25 protein-coding genes and 2 tRNA genes are annotated in these 24645 nt (G+C 53.4%); 20 read left to right on the forward strand and 7 right to left on the reverse strand.

Going from position 1 to position 24645, the window contains the following annotated elements; all coding sequences use genetic code 11:
• Positions 1-155: 155 nt before the first annotated feature.
• The 3 genes from ACTUJZ_RS10610 to ACTUJZ_RS10620 all read left to right on the forward strand — a co-directional run bounded on the left by ACTUJZ_RS10610 (position 156) and on the right by ACTUJZ_RS10620 (position 2727).
• The gene (locus ACTUJZ_RS10610; protein ID WP_463636281.1) at positions 156-1316 is read left to right on the forward strand and encodes a murein hydrolase activator EnvC family protein; all 1161 of its coding nucleotides are present in this window, start codon (positions 156-158) and stop codon (positions 1314-1316) included.
• 44 nt (positions 1317-1360) lie between these two features.
• Complete coding sequence (locus tag ACTUJZ_RS10615; RefSeq protein ID WP_463636282.1) at positions 1361-2116, forward strand: divergent polysaccharide deacetylase family protein; 756 nt, start codon at positions 1361-1363, stop codon at positions 2114-2116.
• Positions 2117-2295: 179 nt separating this feature from the next.
• Entirely contained in the window at positions 2296-2727 is a 432-nt protein-coding gene (locus tag ACTUJZ_RS10620; protein ID WP_463636283.1) for a MerC domain-containing protein, read from the forward strand.
• 4 nt (positions 2728-2731) lie between these two features.
• Here the strand turns inward: ACTUJZ_RS10620 and ACTUJZ_RS10625 are convergent, their stop codons facing one another.
• From ACTUJZ_RS10625 to rsgA, 4 genes are all read right to left on the reverse strand, one after another.
• Positions 2732-3427 carry a glycerophosphodiester phosphodiesterase gene (locus tag ACTUJZ_RS10625; RefSeq protein ID WP_463636284.1) on the reverse strand — a complete coding sequence of 232 codons (696 nt, stop codon included), beginning with the start codon at positions 3425-3427 and terminating at the stop codon, positions 2732-2734.
• A 2-nt stretch (positions 3428-3429) separates the two neighbouring features.
• On the reverse strand, positions 3430-4299 hold the full coding sequence (locus ACTUJZ_RS10630; RefSeq protein ID WP_463636285.1) for a DMT family transporter: 870 nt from the start codon (positions 4297-4299) through the stop codon (positions 3430-3432).
• Positions 4300-5175 carry an archaetidylserine decarboxylase gene (asd, locus tag ACTUJZ_RS10635; protein ID WP_463636286.1) on the reverse strand — a complete coding sequence of 292 codons (876 nt, stop codon included), beginning with the start codon at positions 5173-5175 and terminating at the stop codon, positions 4300-4302.
• A gap of 103 nt (positions 5176-5278) precedes the next feature.
• Complete coding sequence (rsgA, locus tag ACTUJZ_RS10640; RefSeq protein WP_463636287.1) at positions 5279-6307, reverse strand: small ribosomal subunit biogenesis GTPase RsgA; 1029 nt, start codon at positions 6305-6307, stop codon at positions 5279-5281.
• A gap of 87 nt (positions 6308-6394) precedes the next feature.
• Between rsgA and orn the strand changes: the two genes are divergently transcribed.
• From orn to ilvN, 8 genes are all read left to right on the forward strand, one after another.
• The gene (orn, locus tag ACTUJZ_RS10645) at positions 6395-6940 is read left to right on the forward strand and encodes an oligoribonuclease (protein ID WP_463636288.1); all 546 of its coding nucleotides are present in this window, start codon (positions 6395-6397) and stop codon (positions 6938-6940) included.
• 117 nt (positions 6941-7057) lie between these two features.
• Positions 7058-7132 (forward strand) — tRNA-Gly (locus ACTUJZ_RS10650).
• A 42-nt stretch (positions 7133-7174) separates the two neighbouring features.
• Positions 7175-7249: transfer RNA gene (locus ACTUJZ_RS10655), tRNA-Gly, on the forward strand.
• 315 nt (positions 7250-7564) lie between these two features.
• Entirely contained in the window at positions 7565-8839 is a 1275-nt protein-coding gene (locus ACTUJZ_RS10660) for an MFS transporter (protein ID WP_463636289.1), read from the forward strand.
• Positions 8840-9005: 166 nt separating this feature from the next.
• Positions 9006-9470 (forward strand): hotdog fold domain-containing protein, encoded by a 465-nt coding sequence (locus tag ACTUJZ_RS10665; RefSeq protein WP_463636290.1) that lies wholly within the window; start codon positions 9006-9008, stop codon positions 9468-9470.
• A gap of 394 nt (positions 9471-9864) precedes the next feature.
• Positions 9865-10260 carry a MaoP family protein gene (locus ACTUJZ_RS10670; protein WP_463636291.1) on the forward strand — a complete coding sequence of 132 codons (396 nt, stop codon included), beginning with the start codon at positions 9865-9867 and terminating at the stop codon, positions 10258-10260.
• Between the two features lie 183 nt (positions 10261-10443).
• On the forward strand, positions 10444-12162 hold the full coding sequence (locus ACTUJZ_RS10675; RefSeq protein ID WP_463636292.1) for an acetolactate synthase 3 large subunit: 1719 nt from the start codon (positions 10444-10446) through the stop codon (positions 12160-12162).
• Positions 12162-12659: an acetolactate synthase small subunit gene (gene ilvN, locus ACTUJZ_RS10680; protein ID WP_463636293.1), complete on the forward strand. Its 498-nt coding sequence runs from the start codon at positions 12162-12164 to the stop codon at positions 12657-12659. Before ACTUJZ_RS10675 ends, ilvN begins: the two co-directional genes overlap by 1 nt.
• On the opposite strand, the gene ACTUJZ_RS10685 is transcribed toward ilvN, so the two are convergent.
• The gene (locus tag ACTUJZ_RS10685; RefSeq protein WP_463636294.1) at positions 12656-13579 is read right to left on the reverse strand and encodes a hypothetical protein; all 924 of its coding nucleotides are present in this window, start codon (positions 13577-13579) and stop codon (positions 12656-12658) included. The two genes, ilvN and ACTUJZ_RS10685, sit on opposite strands and share 4 nt — an antisense overlap.
• Positions 13580-13870: 291 nt before the next feature.
• Here ACTUJZ_RS10685 and tatA point away from each other — a divergent pair, with 291 nt between their 5' ends.
• Genes tatA through hemB form a run of 7 tightly spaced genes read left to right on the forward strand, consistent with a single transcriptional unit; the run spans position 13871 to position 19400 of the window.
• Entirely contained in the window at positions 13871-14104 is a 234-nt protein-coding gene (gene tatA / locus ACTUJZ_RS10690) for a twin-arginine translocase TatA/TatE family subunit (protein WP_463636295.1), read from the forward strand.
• A complete protein-coding gene (gene tatB / locus ACTUJZ_RS10695; protein WP_463636296.1) occupies positions 14104-14406 on the forward strand; it encodes a Sec-independent protein translocase protein TatB in 303 nt (100 codons plus the stop codon). Before tatA ends, tatB begins: the two co-directional genes overlap by 1 nt.
• Positions 14403-15164 (forward strand): twin-arginine translocase subunit TatC, encoded by a 762-nt coding sequence (gene tatC / locus ACTUJZ_RS10700; RefSeq protein ID WP_463636297.1) that lies wholly within the window; start codon positions 14403-14405, stop codon positions 15162-15164. The genes tatB and tatC overlap by 4 nt, the downstream gene beginning before the upstream one ends.
• Before the next feature lie 24 nt (positions 15165-15188).
• A complete protein-coding gene (locus ACTUJZ_RS10705) occupies positions 15189-15731 on the forward strand; it encodes a hypothetical protein (RefSeq protein ID WP_463636298.1) in 543 nt (180 codons plus the stop codon).
• A complete protein-coding gene (locus ACTUJZ_RS10710; RefSeq protein ID WP_463636299.1) occupies positions 15732-16499 on the forward strand; it encodes a TatD family hydrolase in 768 nt (255 codons plus the stop codon). It begins immediately after the preceding gene.
• Positions 16499-18394 (forward strand): sensor domain-containing diguanylate cyclase, encoded by a 1896-nt coding sequence (locus tag ACTUJZ_RS10715; protein ID WP_463636300.1) that lies wholly within the window; start codon positions 16499-16501, stop codon positions 18392-18394. Before ACTUJZ_RS10710 ends, ACTUJZ_RS10715 begins: the two co-directional genes overlap by 1 nt.
• A gap of 4 nt (positions 18395-18398) precedes the next feature.
• Positions 18399-19400 carry a porphobilinogen synthase gene (gene hemB, locus ACTUJZ_RS10720; protein WP_463636301.1) on the forward strand — a complete coding sequence of 334 codons (1002 nt, stop codon included), beginning with the start codon at positions 18399-18401 and terminating at the stop codon, positions 19398-19400.
• Between the two features lie 23 nt (positions 19401-19423).
• Here the strand turns inward: hemB and ACTUJZ_RS10725 are convergent, their stop codons facing one another.
• Positions 19424-20935 carry a Ppx/GppA phosphatase family protein gene (locus ACTUJZ_RS10725; RefSeq protein WP_463636302.1) on the reverse strand — a complete coding sequence of 504 codons (1512 nt, stop codon included), beginning with the start codon at positions 20933-20935 and terminating at the stop codon, positions 19424-19426.
• Between the two features lie 3 nt (positions 20936-20938).
• The gene (gene rhlB / locus ACTUJZ_RS10730) at positions 20939-22216 is read right to left on the reverse strand and encodes an ATP-dependent RNA helicase RhlB (RefSeq protein ID WP_463636303.1); all 1278 of its coding nucleotides are present in this window, start codon (positions 22214-22216) and stop codon (positions 20939-20941) included.
• A 101-nt stretch (positions 22217-22317) separates the two neighbouring features.
• On the opposite strand from rhlB, the gene trxA reads away from it, so the two are divergent.
• Both trxA and rho read left to right on the forward strand, forming a co-directional pair.
• Complete coding sequence (gene trxA / locus ACTUJZ_RS10735) at positions 22318-22644, forward strand: thioredoxin TrxA (RefSeq protein WP_139757485.1); 327 nt, start codon at positions 22318-22320, stop codon at positions 22642-22644.
• A gap of 416 nt (positions 22645-23060) precedes the next feature.
• Positions 23061-24326 carry a transcription termination factor Rho gene (gene rho / locus ACTUJZ_RS10740; RefSeq protein ID WP_463636304.1) on the forward strand — a complete coding sequence of 422 codons (1266 nt, stop codon included), beginning with the start codon at positions 23061-23063 and terminating at the stop codon, positions 24324-24326.
• Positions 24327-24645: the final 319 nt, after the last annotated feature.

Raw genomic sequence — 24645 nt, forward strand, 5'->3', positions numbered from 1 at the left:
CTTCTACCCTTACAGACCAAAAATGAGAGCAAAGTATATAGAAAATCTGTTCAGAAACCAGCATTGTGCTTGAATCGCCCGCCACCATTGCAGCTTGCTGAAGGCGCCAAAACCTGCTGAAATACTCGATACAATAAAGATTTAACAGCAATTGCATGAAACTGACGCGAGAGGCCATGGCACGCTGGTGTACTGTGTGGCTGATGCTGGCTGCATTCACCGGCGCAGCGGGCGTGACAGGTGTGGCGTACGCCCAGCAACAAGAACAACAACAGCTCGAAGCCTTGCAAGCCAAGCTTAAGCAGCGTCAGGCCAGTCTGCGCGAAAGCCAGGCCAGCGCCGAGGAATTGCAAGCAGTGCTGGCCGCCTCTGAACGGGAAATCGGCGAGGCCGCCCGCGCGCTCAATACCACTCAGCAAGACCTTAGCGCCAACCAGGCGCGTCAGGATGAATTACAGCGCGAGCAGCAAACCCTTAAACAAGCCATCGTGGCACAGCAGGATATGCTGGCCAGTCAGCTGCGTAGCGCCTTTATGGCCGGCCATTATGATTATGCCAAGATGATGTTTTATCAGCAGGAGGCCAAATCCTTTGAGCGCGTGCTGACCTACTACAAATACATCAGCGAAGCCCGCCAGCAGGAAATCACCACGTTTAAAGACAATGTCGCCCGGTTGCAGGATGTTACCGCGCAACTGGACCAAAAAGCGAAAGAGCTGCAACAACTGGCAGCCCGCCAGCGCAATCAGCAGGCTGCACTGCAGGCGCGGCAACAAGATCGTGAGCAGACCCTGGCTCAGCTCAATCAACAAATTGCCACCGATGCCGCGCGCATCGAAGAATTACAGGCTTCTGAACAAGCCTTGATTGAAGCCATTGAACAAGCCCGCCGGGCTGCAGAACAGGCCAAGCTCGCCATGGACGGACTGGCGCAGGCCAAGGGCGCGTTGCCGCCACCGGCCAGCGGTAAGGTACGCCGGTTATTTGGTGCCCGTCGCCAGGGTCAGGTGCGCTGGAAAGGCATTGTGGTGGAAGCCTCCGAAGGCAGTGCAGTCAGTGCCATCGCCGCCGGCCAGGTGCTGTATGCCAACTGGCTCAAAGGGTTTGGCCTGGTCACCATTGTTGACCACGGCAAAGGTTATATGTCGGTGTACGGGCATAACCAGGCGCTGCTCAAACAAGCCGGTGACAAGGTCGCTCAGGGGGATACTATCGCGCTGGTGGGCCAAAGTGGGGGCCAGAGTAATCCTAATCTGTATTTTGAAATCCGCCACAAGGGCAAAGCTCTGAATCCCACCGCATGGCTAAAATTGTGAGGGGGCCGGCCAGGCGCGTGCTTATCCATGCCATGCTGACACTAATGCTTTTACCGCTGAGCCTGCCAGCCAGTGCCGAGGCGCCACCAACTCCACGCATCGTGATCATTATTGATGATCTGGGCTACCGGCAAAGCGATCGCGTCGCCCTGGCACTGGATCCGCGCATCACCTTTTCAGTGTTGCCCCACACCCCATTAGGTGCTCAGCTGGCCCGCGAAGCAGCCGGGCAGGGCCGTGAGGTGATGCTGCATCTGCCAATGGAATCGTTATCTGGCGCGCGGCTAGGGCCGGGGGCACTGACCAGCGCCATGGCCCCGGCGGTGCTGGCCGCCACCACCGCACAAGCGCTGGCGGCGATACCCGAGGCAGTGGGCGTGAATAATCATATGGGCAGCGCCCTGACTCAGCAGCGCCAGGCGATGCACAGTGTGTTAAGCGTGGTCAAAGCCCATAACTTGTATTTTATTGACAGCCGTACCACCGGTGCGTCGGTAGCCCAGCAGGTGGCTACCGAGCTGGCTATTCCCAGCCAGCGCCGGCATATTTTTTTGGACAATCAGCGCCATCCGGCGTATTTGCAGCTGCAGTTTGTGCGGCTGGTAAATCAGGCCAAACGCACCGGCCTGGCGATTGGCATTGGCCATCCTCATCCAAACACCCTGGCATTTTTGCAAACTCTGCGCTTTGCCGATTATGGTGTCGAACTGATCCCGGCCAGCCAGGCTTTGCCGGTTTCTGAACAGCCTGTTGAGCCTGCCACTCCACATGCTGTGGTTCAGGAACAGGCGCCGCGCTAAACCATCACAAGTTACGATGACCCGGTGCCGGTCAGCCCGCGTAACAAGGCGAATGGCTTCAGCCCGGCCGGGTATTTGCAGGTGGTGAAGAAAGATTAAAATTGTGTTTTGCTGGTTTCTTCTGCAGGGACGATGTTATAATATAACGTATTCGCTCACTAAGGTTCGGACGTACCCATATGGCACTTACCACTGACAATCCGACAAAACTCGACAAACTGGGGATCTGGATCTCAGGCTTGTGCGCGTTTCATTGTTTGTCACTGCCGATCCTGATCCCGCTGCTGCCACTGGTCTCCTCGACCTTTTTTGCTCAGCTGTGGTTTGAGCGAACCATTCTGATTTTTTCCATGGTGGTGGGCGCGGTGGCGCTTATCAGTGGGGCGATCCGCTATCACAGTCAGCTGTATCCGGTGGTGATGCTGGCCGCTGGCGGGTTGATCTACTGGCATAAAAACATGTTCGGTGAACAGTTTGAACCCTTCACCATTGCCGCCGGAGCGCTGTTAATTGTGGTCGCGCACATGAAGAATATGCGTTTGTGCCGGCAATGCCGGTGCTGCAAATCACCCGCTTATCACGAGCAGCTAAGCAGCCAGACAGCCAAATAAGACTTTAGCCGGTAATCAGGGTCTGCCGAGCCAGTTCCGGCACGTTGGTAAAAATGCCATCCACCCCCCAGTCAGCCAGCATTTGCATATCCTGCGGATAATCCACGGTAAACACCAATACCTTGTGGCCCAGTTGATGGGCCATCTGCACAAATTGCTCATCTACCACATCCAGGCTCACATGTACCGAATAGGCCGCCAGATGCTGAGCAAAATGTAAATCATCTTCCGGATAAGAAGCCACCAGCGCGCCGATGCGCACCTGCGGACAGTATTGTTTGATCTGGCGCAGCCAGCGGTGATTAAACGCGGAGATGATCACATTGTCCCAGTTCAAAGCGCTGTAGGTCATGGCGGCTTCTAACTGATAGGCCCACAAGCGGGCATCATACAGGTGCTTGATTTCAATATTGCACAAGGCATGTGCCGGTAAGCAGGCCAGCGCTTCATTGAGCACCGGGATCTGCTGGCCCTGCCCGGCATCCAGCTGACGCAATTCAGATAATGGCGTCTCCAGTAATTTACCCTGGCCATTGGTGGTGCGGGATAACCAGCGATCATGAAATACCAGGATAGCTTCGGGATGCTGGTAGGTATCAAATTCCACCCCGGACGCCTGCTGTTGCATGGCCAGTTCAAACGCGGCCAGTGTGTTCTCTGGAGCTTGCCAGCTGGCCCCGCGATGCCCGAAAATCCACATACTTATGCTGCCTTGTGCTGTTGGTGGGTTTTGACCGTTTCAAAAATCGAGGCGGAAGTAATCAACACGCCGCCCACCAGGGTTTGCCAGGTGGGTTGCTCACCCAACAATAGCACTGCCATGACCACGCCGTAAAATGGCTGCATACAGGCAATCAGCGAAAAGGTTTTGGCTTTCAGATGGGCCAGACAGGCGGCAATCAGTGCATGGGGCAGGGCGGTAAACAAGGTGCCCAGGGTCAGCAGTAGCGCCCAGCTGTGCCAGGAGGCGTCGCCCAACTCCGGAGAGGCCAGTGGGGCCACACAGATACACACCAGCAAAATTTGCCAGGCCATGGCTTTGGCGCCCGAATAATGAGAAAAATATTGACGATGAACCAGATTACGCAGTGAATACAATACCGCCGAAACAATGCCGACCACCACGCCTAGAGTGACATCATTGGCCAGACTACGCTCCGGCACAATTAGCGCAATGCCAACTAACACCAACAGCGCACTCACCAGATCCTGCCAGTGCAGGCGGGCGCGTTCAAAAAACGGCTCAATGAGCACCGTGATAACCGGAAAGGTAAACAGCGCAATCATGCCCACCGCGACTCCGGCATACTGCATGGCGGCAAAATAGGTCACCCAGTGCAGTGCCATCAGGATCCCCAGCGCCACCGCAATGCTGTAATCGCGTTTGCTTTTGAGGCGAAACGAGGTGCCCGACATCCACATAAATAAAAACAGCGCCAGACAGGCAAAGACCGAACGGCCTAAGGTGATATCTTTGGCAGATAACGGGATGATCTGCGAAAATAACGCGGTACCGCCCAGCAGTACCACGGTCAGATGCAAGGTGATCAGGCTGCGTTTAACCGGGTCCATCTACACCGCAGCAGATTGTTGCTTATCAGTGGCAAAGGCTTCACCCAGCCGGGTAATCTGCTCGGGTGCCAAATCGATGAAGTCGATAGCACCGGGTTCAAAACAGGCCACAATGGTGGAGCCCAGTTTAAACCGGCCCAGCTCTTCGCCCCGTTCAAGGTGCACACTGTGCTCGCCCTCAGTGGGATACTGCCAGTGCTGCACGGTCTTTCCGGCCGGCGGGGTCACCGTACCGGCCCACACAGTTTCAATACTGGCCACAATGGTGGCACCCACCAGCACCATGGCCATCTTGCCCACTGGGGTGTCAAATAAGGCGACCACACGCTCATTACGGGCAAAAAGTCCGGGAATATTTTGTGCTGTTAACGGATTGACCGAAAATAACTCGCCAGGGACATACAGCATATCGGTCAGGGTGCCCTCCACCGGCATGTGAATCCGGTGATAATCACGCGGAGCCAGATAAACAGTGGCGAATTTGCCACCTTTAAACGGCGCGGCGATGTCGGGCTTGCCGCCCAGTAAGGTAGTCAGGCTAAAGTCGTGGCCTTTGGCCTGAAAAATACTGTCTTGAGTAATATCCCCATACTGGCTGACTGCGCCATCTACCGGGTGCACCAGGGTGCGCTCGTCACCTTCCAGTGGCCGCACTTCGGGTTTAAGCGGGCGGGTAAAAAATTCATTGAAGCTGCGGTAATGTTCAGGCGCTTCATGCAGCGCTTCCTGCATATTCACCTTGTAGTGGCGAATAAACAGTTTGATTAGCGCGGTGGTCAATTTACCAGCGCGGGCCGCAGCCAGTTTGCCCACCAGGCGGGACAACAAATGTTTGGGTAAAATGTATTGCAGATTGACTTTAAACCAGTCCAACACAGCCTTCTCTCCTTTCTTTGACCCGGCGATTGTACCTTATCTTTATCCGAGAAAAAGAAATTTACGGTTATGAGACCGTGTTGGATGGCATAACGACATTGGCTTAAAACGGATTGCTGTGACTGGGCCGATTTTCCGCCATGGAGGTTAAAATTTTATGATAACTGGCATAGCGTGTAGCGGTGATGTGGCCATCTTCCATCGCCTGGCGGATCAGACAGCCCGGATCGTTAAGGTGCTTACAGTCGCGAAACTTGCAGCCGCCCAGAAATTCACGAAATTCTACAAAGCCCCAGGTGACCCGCTCTTCAGGCAGGTGCCATAAACCAAATTCACGCACCCCGGGTGAGTCAATCAGATCGCCGCCGGCCGGCAGATGCAACAATTTGGCGGCGGTGGTGGTGTGCTGGCCCAGCCCGGATGTATCAGAAATGGCGCCGATTTGCTCTTCAGCATCCGGTAATACCTGATTGATGATACTGGATTTGCCTACCCCAGACTGACCAACAAAAATGCTCACTTTATCATTGAGCAAATCATTAATCGCATCAATGCCTTGTTGGGTTTTACAGCTGGTCAGCAACACCTGATAGCCCAGCTGCGTGTACACTTCCAACTGCGCATTCACCTCTTCCAGGGTTGGCTCATCCAGCAACTCGGCTTTGTTTAGCACGATAATCGGCCGAATGCCGATATCTTCACAGGCCACCAGGTAGCGGTCGATAATATTAAGTGACAGCGCCGGCATTACCGCACTGACAATAATGATTTGGTCGATATTGGCAGCAATGGGTTTTACCCCATCATAAAAATCCGGGCGGGTGAGCACCGAGTGGCGATCTTTAACCAGCTCAATTACCCCGCTGACGCCCTCATCACTGTCATCACCGGGCTCAAACAATACCGTATCCCCACACACCACCGAGTCGATGGTGCGCCGAATATGGCAACGCGAGACGGTGCCGGCGCTATCTTCCACATCGGCATGCTTGCCAAAGCGGCCGATCACCTGGCCGGTGTGCAAATTCGCCGTATCCGTTTGGGCTGCCTGGTGTTTTTTATCCAGGCGGCGCTGCCGGTTGGCGGCAACCTGGCGCTTTTGACGGTGAGTGAGTTTTGGTTTTTTCGCCACGATTCCAATGATAAGTTAGCGTATACTACAGCAATCATACCGCGTGTGTGGCCTGTGTGCCATGCTATTAACCAAAGGATCGCCAAAATGAGCAAGCATGATTTAAACCTGGTCTGGATTGATATGGAAATGACGGGTTTAGACCCTGAAACCTGCAAAGTCCTCGAAATTGCCACCATTGTGACCGATCCCCAACTCAATATTCTGGCCGAAGGGCCGGTAATTGCGGTGCATCAACCCGATGCGGTGCTTGATGGTATGGATGATTGGTGCACCAAAACCCACGGCGAAAGTGGTTTGACTGCACGCTGCCGTCAAAGCCAGGTGGACGAACAGGAAGCCGCGCGCCAGACCCTGGCCTTTCTGGCCGACTATGTGGACAAGGGCAAATCGCCCTTGTGCGGTAATACCATCGGCCAGGACCGCCGCTTCATGGTTAAATACATGCCTGAACTGGAAGCGTATTTTCACTATCGCAGCATCGATGTGTCGACCATCAAAGAGCTGGCCCGGCGCTGGAAGCCTGAGGCGCTGGACGGTTTCACCAAAAAAGGCGTACATCTGGCACTGGACGATATTCGCGAATCTATCGCCGAATTACAGTTCTATCGGGAAAAAGTGTTTAGTATTTAGACGTTCAAACACAAAAAATGGAAAAACTGCAAATTAGGTATTGCGCATCGTCAGAATTTTTGTACAATGCGCCCCACTTTTACGAGACACCCATTTCGTAAGACGCTTGAATGCAGTGCGGGAATAGCTCAGTGGTAGAGCACAACCTTGCCAAGGTTGGGGTCGCGAGTTCGAATCTCGTTTCCCGCTCCAATTCATGTCATCTCTATACAAAACCGTCTGGTTTTATTGTGCGCGGGAATAGCTCAGTGGTAGAGCACAACCTTGCCAAGGTTGGGGTCGCGAGTTCGAATCTCGTTTCCCGCTCCAAATTTTCTTAATAAAAATCCTTAAGCATTACGAACTAAATCATTTCGCGACCCGTCGCGACAACGTGGTTGCCAGTTACGCATCTCGTTTCCCGCTCCAAATTTTCTTAATAAAAATCCTTAAGCATTACGAACTAAATCATTTCGCGACCTGTCGCGACAACGTGGTTGGCTGAAATGCAGCTTGTTGCCTGCTATTCAATCCATTGCTGGCCGTGGCTGGGGGCGAATTGCCACACAATAGCCGCTCAATGCTGGCAGCCTGCGCGGTTGTGTTTTACGCTAGCGAAACACAGGGTATGGCAACGGGGTAGTTGTGCGCGGCTTTTTTTCATTGTATCTGACAAACTTATTTTTGGTCTGTGGCAGTGGGTTATTAACCACCTATCTTGCCCTGTATTTAGGCCAGCAAGCTGTTTCAACAGCCTGGATTGGTTTGTTGACCACCTTTTATTACGTCGGCCTGTTGTGCGGTGCCAAGGTGGGGTATTACCTGATCAAATCTGTTGGGCACATTCGCTCGTTTGCTGCCTGTACCGCGGCGGTGACCGCCTGTGTGGCCATGCATGGCATCACCGATAATCTAAGCATATGGTTGCTGCTAAGAGTCATTGTTGGCATCGGTATGATGTGTAATTTTATGGTGCTGGAAAGCTGGCTCAACGAGCAGGCCAACCATGAACAGCGCGGGCGGGTGTTTTCGCTGTATATGATCACCTCGTACCTGGGGACGGTGCTTGGCCAGCTGGCCCTGGCTCAATTTCCTGAATTAGGGTATGCCCCGCTGTTCTTGGTGTGTATCGCGGTAGCGATAGGCATCATCCCCATCGCGCTGACCCGGCGTATTCACCCCAAACCGCTCAAACCCCTCACGGTGAGCTTTTTCAGTTATGTACGACTGGTCCCGCAGTCACTGACCGCAGTGGGCTTTGCCGGGCTCATCAACGGCAGTTTTTACGGCCTGGCCCCTACCTTTGCCAGCCAGGCCGGGTTTGATGCTCAAGGCATCGCCTGGTTTATGTCGGTGACCATTTTTGCCGGCCTGCTGGCCCAGTGGCCTATGGGGATCCTGTCTGACAAAATCCGCCGCAGTGTGCTGCTGCGCATCAATGCTGTGATCCTCACTGTTGTTGCCAGTATTTTGTTTGTGGCGCCTCTGAGCCACGGGCAAATCATGCTGGTCAGTTTTGGCTTCGGGCTGGTGGCGTTCACCCTGTACCCACTGGCTTCTGCGCTGGCCAATTCACGGATTGGCGATGAAGACCGGGTAGGGGTGTCCGCCGCATTGCTGGTGGCGTTTGCCGGGGGGGCCGGACTCGGCTCCACCTTGCTGGCCCAGGCTATGACCCTGTTTGGACATACCGCCCTGTACGGCGCCATCGCCGCGCTGGCGCTATTGATGTTTATGCTGTTGGCCTTTATCGATGTACGTCAAAAAGCCGAGCGGCCGGCCCATTCCGATTATGTGGTAAGTGCGTCTGATGTCACCACCTCGCCCCTGGCAGCCACCCTGGACCCGCGTATCGAAGATACCGTGGCGCAGGAACAGTTGCTGGTGGTGGAAGAGGGCGACGAGCCGGCGCGCACCTGAGCCGGGGGCGCCCGCCTTGCGTTTTGTTCAGAGGCAGTTTATGTTATCTGGTCTTACCAGATGCTAGCTCTGAGCGCTGCAGAACTCGCTATAACAAAAGTATGGTGAAAAAGGTATAAAAAATACCTGTTGCGGCATTCCTACAACAAAAACGATAACGCTAAATATGACCGATAATTATTTACTTAAAATCTACGCCAAATTTTTGAAGCTGCCACTGGGCAGGAAGTTGTTTAGCTGGAATTCAGCGCGCCGCGCACCATACTTTTCTACCATCTCTCCGCTTATTACCGAGTTGCGCCCAGGCCTTTGTGAAGTCACCTTTAAAAAACGCAAGCTGACTCAAAACCATATTGGCACGGTGCATGTCATCGCAATTTGCAATGGCCTGGAAATGGCCATGGGCTTTATGTGCGAAGCCTCCATTCCCAAACATTTGCGCTGGATCCCCAAAGGCATGCAGGTGACCTATCCAGCCAAAGCCGATACAGATATCCGGTGTGTAGCTGAAGTGCCGCGAGGGGCCTGGCAGCCAGGTGATTTGCCGGTATCGGTCAAAGCTTATGACTCGGCCGGCACCGTAGTCGTAGAAGGCACCATCACCATCTGGGTGAGTGAAAAAAGAAAGTAGCGCCCTTTATTCGGCCTCGCGGTGAAAGCCGCGATCTCCCTGCATTGTCGTCGATGTTTAAAGCGTCGCGCTGTACCAAGGAGACCCCGGCCTGCGCCGGGGTGACTAACTAAAAATATCATCGTGGCGAACGCCACGACCTCCTGCTATTCCCGCATCAGTCTAATGTACAAGCCTCGTCACCGGCTCAAGGAGGCCCCGGCCTGCGCCGGGGTGACTAACCAAAAGTATCATCGTAGCGAAAGCCGCGACCTCCTACCACTGCCAGCAAAGTAATTTGTCTAATTGACAGACTCTGCGATCGTGACTAAAACCAACAGGGTTGCATAAACAAACAACTGGTTTGTGCGCAGGATCGCAGCGGTACAACGCTGCTTGAGTGTGGAGTGACGTGATGACAAAACTGACCCGTGATGCACTGACCCGCCGGCAATTTGCCGACCGGCGCCATTATCCGTACGGCTTTGCCCGCTCGGGCGACTTTTCCATTCGTGAAAGCCAGTTATTGAGCCAGCATGGCAGCCTGATCGCAGCGCTGCTCGACGGCCAGTTGCTGCCCGAATCACCGCAAGAGCAAGGCTATATTGATGTGGCTATGGGCAAGCGACACGCTGAGTCAGCGGTGGAAAAAGTCTGGTACAAATATCAAACCCGTATCAACCGGCCCAAAACCGGCAGTATTTATGGCTGCAAGGGGGGCGATGCCGCTATCGCTGATGCCGCAGACTCACTGGACGAAGACAATGATGATCTGCCGCTGGCCGACGATGATATTGTAAATAAAATGTAAAGTTGATCCTCTTTGGTGGCGTATTTATGCATGCTGCCAAATGATTCATCCTATTTATTGTCTATATAGGGATAATTATCTCGCCTTTTTTGTTTTTTACTGTTTTATCTTGCAGCCCTGTTCGCTATAGTCCGGCTATGTGCTGAGCAAAATTGCTCCAGGTAACCAACAGGAGAGACGACAGTGAAAATGATGTCGGGCGCCGCAATGGTGGTGGAAGCATTAAAAGATGTGGGCGTGACCCATGTATTCGGTTATCCCGGTGGCGCGGTATTGGATATTTATGATGCGCTATTTGCTCAGGAGGCGGTGAAACATGTGTTGGTGCGCCATGAACAGGCGGCTGCCCATATGGCCGATGGCTATGCGCGCTCTACCGGGCAAACCGGCACAGTTCTGGTCACATCCGGCCCCGGTGCCACCAATACCATCACCGGCATTGCGACCGCCTATATGGACTCAATCCCCATGGTGGTGTTGTCTGGCCAGGTGCCGTCCAAGCATATCGGCGAAGATGCCTTTCAGGAAACCGATATGGTGGGCTGCTCACGCCCGGTGGTCAAACACAGCTTTTTGGTCAAACGCGCCGAAGATATTCCCATTGCCATTGCTAAGGCGTACTACATCGCCAATACCGGCCGGCCTGGCCCGGTGGTGGTGGATTTGCCCAAAGATATCGTGAATGTCCAGGAGCAGCATCCCTACCATTTTCCCGAAGATGTGAGCCTGCGCTCTTATAACCCCACCCGCAAAGGGCATGGCTTACAAATCAAAAAGGCCATGGCCAGTCTGCTCAAGGCCAAACGGCCGGTATTGTATGTGGGCGGTGGGGCGATTGCCTGTGGTGCCTCGGCCGCGGTGACCGAACTGGCTGAGCTGGTAGGCGCGCCGGTAACCTGCACGTTAATGGGCTTAGGCGCCATCTCCGGCACCCACGAGCAGTTTGTGGGGATGTTGGGCATGCACGGCACCCTGGAAGCCAATAAAGCCATGCACAATGCTGATTGCATTGTGGCACTGGGCGCGCGCTTTGATGATCGGGTTACCAACAATGTCGACAAATTTTGCCCGCATGCCGAAATTGTGCATGTGGATATCGACCCGGCGTCTATTTCCAAAACCGTCAATGCCCATATTCCGGTGGTGGGCAGTGTGGATGAAGTCACCCAACAGTTTTTAACGTATCTGGACAAACAGGATCTCAGTGAGCAGGCCACCCGGCTGTCAGAATGGTGGGAGCAAATCAATCAGTGGCGCGCTCAGCAGTGCCTGAATTTTACCCGTGAGCCCGATACCATCAAGCCGCAGGCGGTGATCCAGTCGTTGTACCAACACACCCAGGGAGAGGCGTTTATCAGCTCTGATGTGGGCCAGCATCAGATGTTTGCTGCCTTGTATTATCCGTACAAGCGCCCCCGCCAGTGGATCAATTCGGGCGGTCTGGGCACCATGGGCTTTGGCCTGCCCGCAGCCATGGGGGTGCAGTTTGCCCACCCGGATGCGATGTCAGTGGTCGTCACCGGTGATGGCAGCATCCAGATGAATATCCAGGAACTGTCCACCTGTTTGCAATACAACCTGCCGATTAAGATCATCTCGCTGAATAACCGTGCGCTGGGCATGGTGCGCCAGTGGCAGGACATGATATATAAAGGCCGTCACTCGCATTCGTACATGGAATCCATGCCCGACTTTGTCAAACTGGCCGAGGCCTACGGCCATGTGGGGATCCGGGTGTCCCACCCCGATGAACTGGACGAAGCCATGGCCCGGTGTTTTAGCTACACCGACCGCCTGGTGTTTATGGATATCTCAGTTGACCAGAATGAGCATGTCTACCCGATGCAGATCAAAGCCGGGGCGATGGACGACATGCGCCTGAGCAAGACGGAGCGAACCTGATGAAGCGAATCATTTCAGTATTAATGGAAAATGCCCCGGGGGCATTATCGCGGATCGTGGGCGTCTTTTCCCAGCGCGGCTACAATGTGGATTCTTTGTGCGTGGCGCCCACAGACGATCCTTCACTCTCGCGTCTGACCATCACCACCCATGGTGATGACAAAGTGATTGAACAAATTACCAAGCAGGTGAACAAATTAATCGATGTGCTCAAAGTGGTGGATCTGACCGAAAATGCGCACATCGAACGGGAGCTGATGCTGATCAAGGTGGCCACTCGCACCGAAACCATGCGCGCGGAAGTCAAACGCAATGCCGACATCTTCCGCGCCCGCATTGTGGATGTGAATGCGCTCAACTACACCATTGAGATCACCGGTACCACCGATAAGCTCGATGCCTTTTCCAGTACCCTGGCACAGTGTGCTGAAATCATTGAATCATCGCGCACCGGTGTGTGCGGCCTGGCACGCGGAGAGCGGGCGCTGCGCCCTTAGGAACCGTAATAGGCTTCGATGCGCAGCGCAACCCCGAACGAGGGCTTGAAGTCTTCATCCCGTAAGAACAACACAAAGGGTTCAATCTCGTAAAACAGCCACTCCCGGGTAGGGTTGGTGCGGTAACGGGCGCTGGTGTAAATTTCGTTGAGGCGGTAGTCCGGGCGCGAACCGCCTTCAGTAAACAGGGTGTAGATGATGGCGGTTTGATCGTCCACCGGCTGTAAATACTGGCCTTCGTGCTGCCATACCCAGTCTTCCGAGCGGTCGCGATAATAATAGCGGTTGTTAAAGCGAAACACATGCTGGTGGTCGCTGATATACTGAATGGTCGCCCCTAACTCGCCGCCCAACTGGTCACGGGTGTAGGCGTAGGCTTCGGCATCGTAAAACAACGCCAGTTGGTCTGAAAAAGCAGCCATATCGCTAAACCGCGCTTGAGCATACACCTGGGCGCGCCGCCCTGTACCAATTCGGTAGCTCATTTTAGCATCGTCGCTGGCCTGGTATTGCAGGGCAATGGTGGTATTGCGCCGGCGGTTTTCAATCGGCTGACGGGCTGCTTTGATCGACGCTTTTTGTTGCTGGGTGTCGGCATCATCGCTAAACAATAAATCCACCCGGTTTTCCAATGCCGGCAGCTTCACCCGGATATTAAAGCGCACATCAAATTCGTCCATATCGCGGGTACGTGGCTCCCAGCCCAGGCTGATGCGGCCTTCGGCCCGCGCATATTTATGATCGTCGGTGCCTTTCATGGCAAAAAAACTGTCGATCTGCTGCACGGTATAATTCATCGACTCGGTCAGATTTTGTTGCCAGGAGTCCATCCAGCTCGGCTCCTGAGCCGGCGCTAATGCAACATCGGCATGATAGCTGGCCACCGCAGCCTCTGCCGCGGGAGTTCCGGGTAACATCATTGCACTACATACCAAGATCGCCAAACACGCCATACCTTGCCTTTACTGCATATCCTTCTACCTAAGCATTAAGTTATATGGTGGTTAAGTCAAATAGATCGGTCCAGCTGTCATGAAAAAGTTGTAGAGCAGGGTTTAGATAGCTTTAAAGACCTTGGCAAACACACGCGGGCCCTTGCCAGTAAAGCGCTATAGCTGTGGCCATAAGTGCTTTAGCTAGAAGCGAAAAGATGTGGTGAAAGCTGGGCACGGCAATGGCATACTGTAGTGACTTATTGTGAGGAGAGATGTATGGGCATTAGTATGTGGCAGCTGCTGATAATCCTGGTGATTGTGGTGTTACTGTTTGGCACCAAGCGGCTCAAAAGTATTGGCTCGGATCTGGGCGGTGCCATCAAGGGATTTAAAAAAGCGGTCGATGACGATGAGCAAAAAGATGCCGATTTCGACAGCAAAAAATCGGTAGAACAAAAAAAAGACGCCGCGCCAAGTACCAGTCAGAGTAAAACAAAAGAAAAATCCTGATGTTTGATATCGGCTTTTGGGAATTGCTGGTCATTGGTGTGCTGGCGCTTTTGGTGCTGGGGCCTGAGCGCTTGCCTGGTGCCATTCGCAGTACGCTGAACACCATCCGAGGGATCCGCAATGCGGCCACCGGCTTTAAACATGAAATGGAGCACCAGTTACGGGTGCATGAGTTACATGAAAACCTAAAAAAAGCCGAACAGCAGGGCCGTGAGCAAATCTCCCCTGAAGTGCAAAAAAGTGTCGACGAGCTCAAGCAGGCCGCTGAGTCAGTGCAAAAGCCCTATAAGAAAGACCCATGACAGATACCTCAAACCTGATTTCGCACCTGGTGGAGCTGCGTAACCGCATTTTACGTGCTCTGGTCAGCGTACTAGTGGTGTTCTTGTGCCTGGTGTATTTTGCTGAAGACTTGTACCAGTATCTGGCCCGGCCGTTGATGCAGGTACTGCCAGCGAATTCGTCAATGATCGCCACCGATGTGGCCTCGCCATTTTTTGCCCCGTTTAAGCTCACCCTGGTATTGTCATTTTTTATTGCCATTCCGTATGTGCTCTATCAGGTCTGGGCATTTGTTGCTCCCGGCTTGTACAAAAATGAAAAAAAGCTGGTGATGCCACTGTTGGTCTCCAGCACCCTGCTGTTTTACGCCGGCATTGCGTTTGCCTATTTTGTGGTGTTTCCGCTCGCCTTTGCCTTTTTTACCAGTGTGGCGCCCGCCGGGGTGACAGTGAGTACCGACATCTCGGCCTATCTGGATTTTGTGCTGAAATTATTTTTTGCCTTCGGTATCTCGTTTGAAATTCCCATCGCCATCATTTTGTTGTGCTGGACCGGTGTGACCGATGCAGCGTCACTGCGTGCCAAACGGCCCTTTGTGATTGTCGGGGTGTTTGTGATTGGCATGTTGCTAACCCCGCCGGATGTGATTTCACAAACTTTGCTGGCGGTCCCCATGTGGCTGTTGTTTGAAGTTGGGGTGTTGATAGGCGCGATTTACGCCCGCCCGTCACAAAATGACAGCCAGACTGAGCCATCTTCTGCTACCAAACATAAATAACCCAAACTAACAACAGGAGCAGCTATGCGAATCTTTTTACTGGCCGGGATGCTGGCCATCTGGGCATGCCAGGCCACCGCCCACCCGGGGCTGGTGCAAAAATTACAGGAATGCCGGGGTCTGGCAGATGATACTCAGCGTTTGGCCTGCTTTGACGATGTGGCAGACAGCACCACCAGTTCAAGCAAAACCACCACAGCTAAAGCGCCTCCCGCACCGACTCACGATGCGCCCGAAAAGGCTGCTGAACCTGTTGCGAATACCGCTTCAGCACAAGCTGCGCAGCCAGAACAACCGGTGCAGCCCACCGCCGATTTTGGTATGGAGCAACAGCAACGCCAGCAACTGGCTGATCGCCTAAGCGCCACTGTGACCAAGGTAGAAAAAAATCGCCGCGGTAAGCTGACCCTGACTCTGGATAACGAGATGGTTTGGCGGCAGACCGATGACGGCTATTTTCGGGTTCGCGCCGACGATGCGGTCACGATTGAACGGGGTGTGTTAGGGGTCTTTTACTTAGGCCGCGAAGGGGTCAACCGACGCATCAAAGTGGAGCGGATCAAATAGATGCAGTGGTTTGATGCCGGGGTTAATTTGCTGGACCGGCGCTTTGATGCTGCCGCGGTGATCGAGCGTGCCCACGCTGCGCAGGTGACCCGCTTGTGTGTGATCACTACAGAACCAGACGAATGGGCGGCAGCCGCTGAGTTGTACGCGCAATATCCGGAGACAGTGTGCTACACCGTGGGGGTCCACCCGCACAATGCGCGGCTGGTGAGCGAGCAAGACTTATCCGATCTGGAAGCCGCAGCCACCCAGCCCGGCGTGGTGGCCATCGGCGAATGCGGACTGGATTTTAACCGTGATTTTTCGCCTCGCCCGGTGCAGCAAGCGGTGTTTGAAGCGCAGTTAGCCATTGCCGCGCGCTTACAGTTACCAGTCTATCTGCACGAGCGTGATGCTTTTGAACAGCAGCAAGCCTGCCTGTCTGCCACCACGTTACATGGCGGCGTGGCGCATTGCTTTACCGGCACTGCCGAGCAGCTAAACGCATATCTGGCGCTGGGCTTGCATATTGGCATCACTGGCTGGGTGTGTGATGACAAACGCGGCGCCGAACTGCAGCAAGCGGTACCGCATATCCCGGCTGACCGCCTGGTGCTAGAAACCGATGCGCCCTATTTGTTTCCCAAAACGGTGCGCCCGCGCCAGCGTAACAATGAACCGGCGCTGCTACCGGCGGTGGCCGAGCAGGTGGCCACTTTGACCGGGCGCCCGTTGGCTGAATTGAGCCAACAAACTGTAACCAATACCCAGCGCTTATTTGGTTTGTAATGCCGAACGCTGTACCGACTTCTCGCCTCACCACGCCGCGTAATTATGATGGCTGGGTGCTATGTGTGTTTGTGCTCATCGCCGCCTTTTTGATTTTTTTATATCAGGCGTTGACCCCATACAGTAGCCAGCCGGCTGCCATTGATGAGTTGCGTTACGCCAGCGAATCGGCCGAGCCGGTGACCGCCCAGCAGGCGCGACAGTGGCCGGCAAGCCGTTGGGCAGCAGGTGCTAACCCGGTCAACCTGGGCATGCAGGATGAAGCGTACTGGTTTGCATTGACGCTGAAGCCGGCGACGGTCAGCCGCATCCTGGAAATCAATTATCCGCTGTTAGACTTTGTGGATATCCATATCTATCAGGGCGAGCAGGACCAGCCCCTGATCCATTATCGTGGCGGCGACAACAGCCCCTACGCCAGTCGCCCGCTGATGCTGCCTACCCTGGCCTATGAAGTGCCCTCTACTACCGAGCCAGTCACTGTGCTCATCCGGGTCCAAAGTGCCGGGGCCATCAAGCTGCCGTTGCGGCTGTGGCAAAAAAATACCTTTTTATCTTACACTGCCAGCAATAATTTGATGATGGGCTTGTTCCTGGGTGTGCTCATTGCCATCGGTGTAAGCAATTTTTTTCTGTTTATCACCAACCGTAGCGCCACCTTTTTTGTCTATTCGGGCTACGTGATCTCACTGGCGTTGCTGGTGGCTGCCCTGCACGGCATCGGCTATGCTCTGTTTTGGCCTGAGCAAACCTGGTTTCAAAGCCGCGCAGTGGCTATTTTTGCCAATGCCACCATCATGTTCGCAGTGCTGTTTTCTGACCGTATCTTAAGCGTGGCCCGGTATAGCCCGCGCTTGTCGCTGATCTTAAAAGTCCTCGCCAGCTTGTTTTTTATCAGTTTGCTGGTCAGTTTTGTGCTGCCTTATGGGTTTTTGATCCGCGTCTTTTTGGTCATGGTCAGTTTTACCGTGCTGTTCACCTTAAGTGTGGGGATCTGGATTGCCCTAAAAGGGCTGCCCATCGCCCGCTATTATGCCTTTGCCTGGTTTATCCTGCTAATGGGGGCCTTTACCGCCAGTCTGGATAATTTAGGGGTGGTCAGCTCACCCATTTCCTTTAATTATTTACTGATGCTGGGCGCCGGTATTGAAACACTGCTGTTGGCACTGGTGCTGGCCATCAACTACAGTCATCATCGCGAGCAGATGCTGGCTAGCCGTGAACAGGCCCTAAAGCAGGAAAAAGATATGCTGGCGACCCGCGAAGAGTTGTTCAATGTGCAGCAAAAATACCAGGCCGAGCTGGAATACCAGGTGGAAGAGCGTACGTTAGAATTAGAGGTCGCATTGCGCGAGTTGTCCGATGCCAATCAGGAGTTGGAAAATATCAACACTCTGGACTCGCTGACCGGGGTGCGTAATCGGCGCCATTTTGATAAGCGCTTTTTGGCCGAATCCCGGCGCAGCCGGCGTGAGCAAACCCCGTTATCGTTGGCCATCATTGATATTGATCATTTCAAAACCATCAATGATAAATTTGGTCATAGCATCGGCGACAGTTGCCTACAACAGGTGGCCGAGCGGCTTAAGCACACCTTGAGACGGCCATCCGATGATCTGTGTCGGTATGGGGGGGAAGAATTTGTGGCCTTGTTGCCCAATACCGATTTGGCCGGCGCCGAGCTGGTGGCCGAAACGATGCGCCTGGCGTTCGCGGACAGGCCGCTGGCAGTGAATGAGCAACAACTGTCTATCACCATTAGTATCGGGGTAGCCACCGCGGTGATCGCCGCGGATGCGGACCAGCAAGCGCTGTTTGAACATGCTGATGCGTTGTTATACCGCGCCAAAACTGCTGGCCGCAACCGTGTGGCCAGCGCTCAGTTAACAGGATAAAGCTATGACCTATTCAACCTACCCGGCCCGCCGCATGCGCCGGCTTCGTGCCCACTCAGCCCTACGCGATATGGTGTGCGAGCATCATTTAGCCCCGCGGGATCTGATTTATCCGATTTTTATTCTGCCGGGGGAGGGCCAGCGTGAAGCCGTACCCTCCATGCCGGGCATTTTCCGCCAGTCGGTGGATTTGTGGCTGACCGAAATTGAGCAACTGATGGCACTGGGGATCCATACCTTTGCGCCGTTTCCGGTGACCCCGGCGGAGTTGAAATCTGTCTGCGCCAGTGAAGCCTTTAACCCTCAGGGGCTGGTGCAACAGGCAGTACGCCAGTTTAAGCAACGCTTTGCGGATATTGTACTGATGACCGATGTGGCGCTGGACCCGTTTACCTCACACGGCCAGGACGGGCTGATTGACGACAATGGCTATGTGCTTAACGATGACACCATCGAAGTGCTGGTGAAGCAGGCTTTATCTCACGCTGAGGCCGGTGCCGATATGGTGGCGCCGTCAGATATGATGGATGGGCGTATCGGCCAGATCCGCCAGGCACTGGAACAGGCCGGTCATGTGAATACCTGTATCATGGCCTATTCGGCCAAATATGCCTCGGCGTATTACGGGCCATTTCGTGACGCGGTCGGCTCGGCTGGCAATATCAAAGGCGGCAATAAAAAATCCTATCAGATGGATCCGGCCAACTCGAATGAAGCTATCCACGAAATCATGCTCGATTTGCAGGAAGGCGCGGATATGGTGATGGTCAAACCCGGCATGCCGTACCTGGATATTGTGCGCCGCTGTAAACAGGAATTACAGGTGCCCACCTTTGCCTATCAGGTCAGTGGTGAATATGCCATGCATCAGGCGGCCTTTGCTAATGGCTGGCTGGAGGCAGACAGTGTTATCTTAGAATCCCTGCTGGCCTTTAAGCGGGCCGGAGCCGATGGCATTTTGACTTATTTTGCGCCGCAGGCTGCGCGGCTGTTGCAGCGCCGTTGAGTTGCGGCCCGGCAGCCGCCTGGTTAGCGGCAGTCCAGCTCCCAGCCGGCTCGGTGTTGCAGCCAGCGCTCATTGGCCAGCTCAGCACTGATAAGCGGGTGGCCGGCTAGCCAGCCTTCCGGTAAGGTCAGCACCCAGCGATTATTTTCCACGCTCAGGTTAACCTCTGGAATATGCTTATTGTGGCGGCGTAAACACAGCACGGTCGCCAGGCGTAAGATGCGCACCAGCGCCAGCAGCATGGGTTTAACTTCATGATGGTAGTTATCAAACAAAGCCGGGTTTACCGCCAGGCGATGCGATAACACCAAATCACGAATGGCTTCGCGCTGCAAGCGGGTATAGCCGGGCAGGTCAATATGCGACAAGATATAGGCACCATGTTCGTGGTGCTTTTTGTATTCGATATGCAAGCCGATTTCATGCAGGGTGGCCGCCGCGCCTAACACTGCCTCGGTATCCAGATGGCAAATTGCTGCCTGGGCACATAACTGACGGCACAGATTCAGCGCAACCCCGCGCACCGCATCGGCATGGGCTTTTTCAATGTGAAAGCGTTCGATGGTGTGATTAAGGGTTTGCTTGCGCCGGTCATTATCCTGCAAATTATCCAACATGCCGTAAATCAGCCCTTCGCGCAGCGCCCCCGCAGAGATGTTCATGGTGCTGATATTAAGCCGCTCGAACAGGCAAATCAGGATCGCCAGGCCACTGGGGAAGATGGGTTTGCGCGAGTCTTCCAGCCCTTCAATATCCAGCGCTTCAATTGAACCGCATGCAATGCACTGTTGTTCCAGATCTTTTAAATAATCCAGCCGGATAGCATCACTGATTTGCTGGGTCACCAGGATTTCGGTGATGGCCTGCGGGGTGCCCGAAGCGCCCAGACAGTTTTGCCAGTCAAAGCACAAAAAGGTTTCACTGACCTCATCAATCAGTTTGCCGGCAGCCGCCTTGGCGGCAGCAAAATTGGCCGCGGTGATTTTGCCGTGCATAAAGTACCGCTCCATAAAGGTCACACAACCCATATCCAGACTTTTCAGATGGATGGGCTGCATATCGTTGCCAATAATGATTTCGGTACTGGCACCGCCAATATCGATTACCAGTGAATTGCCCTGGTTGGCCGAAGTGTAGGCCACACCGAGATAAATCTGGCGCGCTTCTTCTTCGCCGCTGATCACTTCCAGCTTATGCTGCAAAATGCTTTCAGCCCGACGAATAAAGGTTTGCGCATTGGTGGCCAGGCGTAACGTGGCGGTGGCCACGATACGCACATTGGAGGCCGGGATATCCTGCAGCCGTTCAGCAAAGGTTTGCAGGCATTGCCAGCCGCGCTCCATGCTGACTTCATCCAGCTCCATGTTTTCATTTAAGCCGGCGGCCAGCCGGACTTTTTGTTTAACCTTGCCGATGATGTGCACATTGCCATTAACAACATGGACCACGACCATATGAAAACTGTTTGACCCTAAATCCACCGCTGCATAATGCTCGCTGTGCGTCAGGGTATCGTGCTGGATTTCTGGCTGCATAGGCTAATTTTTCTTGGCTGAAGGTTTACCGCGCCCCCGGCCGCGTCGATTGGAATTGCGAGCATTGGGCGTACGTTTACGCTGACGCGCGCGAGGCGGCCGGACATCGTCCAGCAGGGCTGTACGATCATAATCGGTGACCGGAATCGCATGCTGAATATACTGCTCGATGGCGGGTAGGTTCAGCGCATACTTCTCGCAGGCAAAGCTAATGGCGGTGCCACTTTTGCCGGCGCGGCCGGTACGCCCGATACGATGCACATAATCTTCGGCGTCGTCAGGTAAATCATAGTTGAAAACATGCGATACTGCATCAATGTGCAAGCCACGCGCGGCCACATCGGTGGCGACCAGGATATCCAGCTGGCCTTTGGAGAAATCATTTAAGATGCTCAGGCGCTTTTTCTGCGGCACATCGCCACTCAACAAACCCACCCGGTGGCCGTCATTTTCCAGCCAGTCATTGACCTTTTCGCAGGCATGTTTGGTATTGGCAAACACAATCGCCCGCTCTGGCCATTCTTCTTCCATTAGCGTCAGCAGCAAGCGCATCTTGTCATCGTCTGACGGGTAAAACAGTTCTTCGCTAACCCGTTTGGCGGTTTTGGTTTCCGGCTCCACCTGTACGTGGGTGGGGTTGTTCATGTGCTCGTAAGCCAGTTCCTGCACCCGGTAGCTCAGGGTGGCGGAAAATAACATGCTCAGACGCTCAGTGGCAGGCGGCATGCGCCGGAACAAAAAGCGAATATCTTTGATAAAGCCCAAATCGAACATGCGATCGGCTTCATCTAAGACGGCCACCTGAATATTATCCAGGCTAAACACATTTTGTTTATAGTAATCGAGGATCCGCCCGGTGGTGCCGATAATAATATCTACACCTTGCTCTAGCACTTCGCGTTGACTTTGGTATCCTTCACCCCCATATATCAACCCAAGCGATAATCCGGTGTGCTCGCTAAGTGGCTTGGCATCATTATAAATTTGCACTGCCAGTTCACGGGTAGGCGCCATAATGATAGCTTTAGGACCATGTGCACCGGTTTTGGGCTGGTCAGCTTTACCTAGCAGGTAATCAAATGTAGCCACTAGGAAAGCGATGGTCTTACCGGTACCGGTCTGGGCCTGGCCAGCAACATCCAGCCCTTCTAATAAGGGCGGTAAGGCTAAGGCCTGAATCGGTGTACAATGGGTGAAATTTGCTGATTGAAGTGCCGAAAGTACCTTGTCATTGATAGGCAAATCGGAAAAATTGGTTTCGGTTAAATGAGTTGTTTGCATAGCTTATAGCTTATCAGTGCTTGCATTAAAAAAGACAGTTTCTTATAACACTTATGGTGTGGCTGAACAAATCAGCGACTGACCAATCGATGGAGAACAGAATGAGCGACAAAATTATCCAGTTAACTGACGACAAGTTTGAAGCAGACGTAATCAATGCTGACGGTCCTGTGCTGGTAGACTTCTGGGCTGAGTGGTGCGGCCCTTGTAAGATGATCGCACCGATCTTGGAAGAAGTTGCTTCCGAGTTTGAAGGCAAGTTAACAGTTGGTAAGTTGAATGTCGATGAAAATAATGAAACGCCGCCTAAATATGGTATCCGCGGCATTCCTACCCTGTTATTATTCAAAGGCGGCAACGTAGCAGCGACCAAAGTGGGTGCGCTTTCTAAAGCTCAGCTGACCGAATTCTTGAACGAAAATCTGTAAGAGAGTTAAAGAATTTAAAAAAGCGGCACCTTCGGGTGCCGTTTTTTATTGGTAATTTACCACGCTGAACCAGGCAGTTTTATCCAGCAGGTCCTACCATTGCAAAAATGCCCGGATAACCGTAATTAATCCTGTTCAAAGGGTAAGACGGTGTACTATTATTGACCACATCCACGGCACAAGTGGTGCTGAAAAATCAGATCTTTGCCAAGCATTAAAAATCGATCTTTTTTTCCAATTCGCAGGTAAAACGCTGGACGAGTACTTATTATGGTGCTAACGTTTTTATAGCTCTCATCTGAGCAGCGTTCTGCTAGCCCATATTCCGGGTATACATAACCTTTTCTCATTAATGTTTAAGTGACCGAGTAGTCTGTAAGCGAAGTCCAAGCACACAAGCATAAAGACCCACCAGTATGAATTTAACTGAATTAAAGAACAAACCAATCAGCGAATTGGTTAACCTGGCCGAAGAAATGGGCCTGGAAAATATGGCGCGAGCCAGAAAGCAAGACATCATCTTTTCCATTTTAAAAACCCACGCCAAAAGCGGTGAAGATATCTTCGGTGACGGGGTTCTGGAAATTCTGCAAGATGGGTTTGGCTTTCTTCGTTCAGCAGACTCCTCGTATTTGGCCGGCCCGGATGACATCTATGTTTCACCCAGCCAAATTCGTCGCTTCAACTTACGCACAGGCGATACCATCGCCGGCAAAATTCGCCCACCTAAAGACAGTGAACGTTATTTTGCCCTGCTAAAAATCCGCGAAGTTAACTTCGACAAGCCTGAAAATTCCCGTAATAAAATCCTGTTTGAAAACCTGACGCCACTGCACGCGGCATCGCGCCTGCGTATGGAACGTGGTAATGGCTCAACCGAGGACATCACTGCACGGGTACTGGATTTGGCTTCGCCTATCGGTAAAGGCCAGCGTGGTCTGATTGTGGCGCCGCCCAAAGCCGGTAAAACCTTATTGTTACAGAACATCGCCCAGTCTATTGCGGCCAACCAGCCGGAATGTGAACTAATGGTGTTGCTGATTGACGAACGTCCGGAAGAAGTTACCGAAATGCACCGTCTGGTACAGGGTGAAGTGGTTGCTTCAACCTTCGACGAACCAGCCAGCCGTCACGTGCAGGTCGCTGAAATGGTGATCGAAAAAGCCAAGCGCCTGGTTGAGCACAAAAAAGACGTGGTCATTCTGCTGGACTCAATCACCCGTTTGGCACGTGCCTATAACACCGTGATCCCTTCCTCGGGTAAGGTATTGACCGGTGGTGTGGATGCCAATGCGCTACATAAGCCCAAGCGCTTCTTTGGTGCTGCGCGTAACGTGGAAGAAGGCGGCAGCCTGACCATCATCGCTACGGCGCTGATTGATACCGGCTCGAAGATGGACGAAGTCATCTACGAAGAATTTAAAGGTACCGGTAACATGGAACTGCATCTGCATCGTAAGATTGCTGAAAAGCGGGTCTTCCCGGCCATCGACTTCAACCGCTCGGGCACCCGTCGTGAAGAATTGCTGACCAGCCAGGACGAACTGCAAAAGATGTGGATCCTGCGCAAGATTGTGCATGAAATGTCAGAAGTGGACGCCATGGAATTCTTGATTAACAAGCTGTCCATGACCAAGACCAACGATGAATTCTTTGATGCCATGAAGCGTCAACGCAGCTAATAGCAGCATGATTTGAAAAAAAGCGCACCTCCGGTGCGCTTTTTTTATGCTTGTAAAACACGAGGGAGACCCCGGCCTTTGCCGGGGTGACAGGGGAGGGAGGTGCCGTCGCGGCTCTTTTTAAGTCATCGCGGCGCAGGCCGCGTACTCCCACTATGACTGACTAGGGTAGCATTTGCTCACTAAGGCGGTAGCCCAGGGAGATCCCGACTTTCGCGATGTATGGACTCCTCCACCCCCGGAGGAGTATTTTGGTTATCGCCAAACAACCTCTAAAAGGAGTCCATACATGGCTGAATCTAACGTAATTGCTATCGAC

Source organism: Alteromonas sp. WD8-37, from assembly GCF_055326825.1.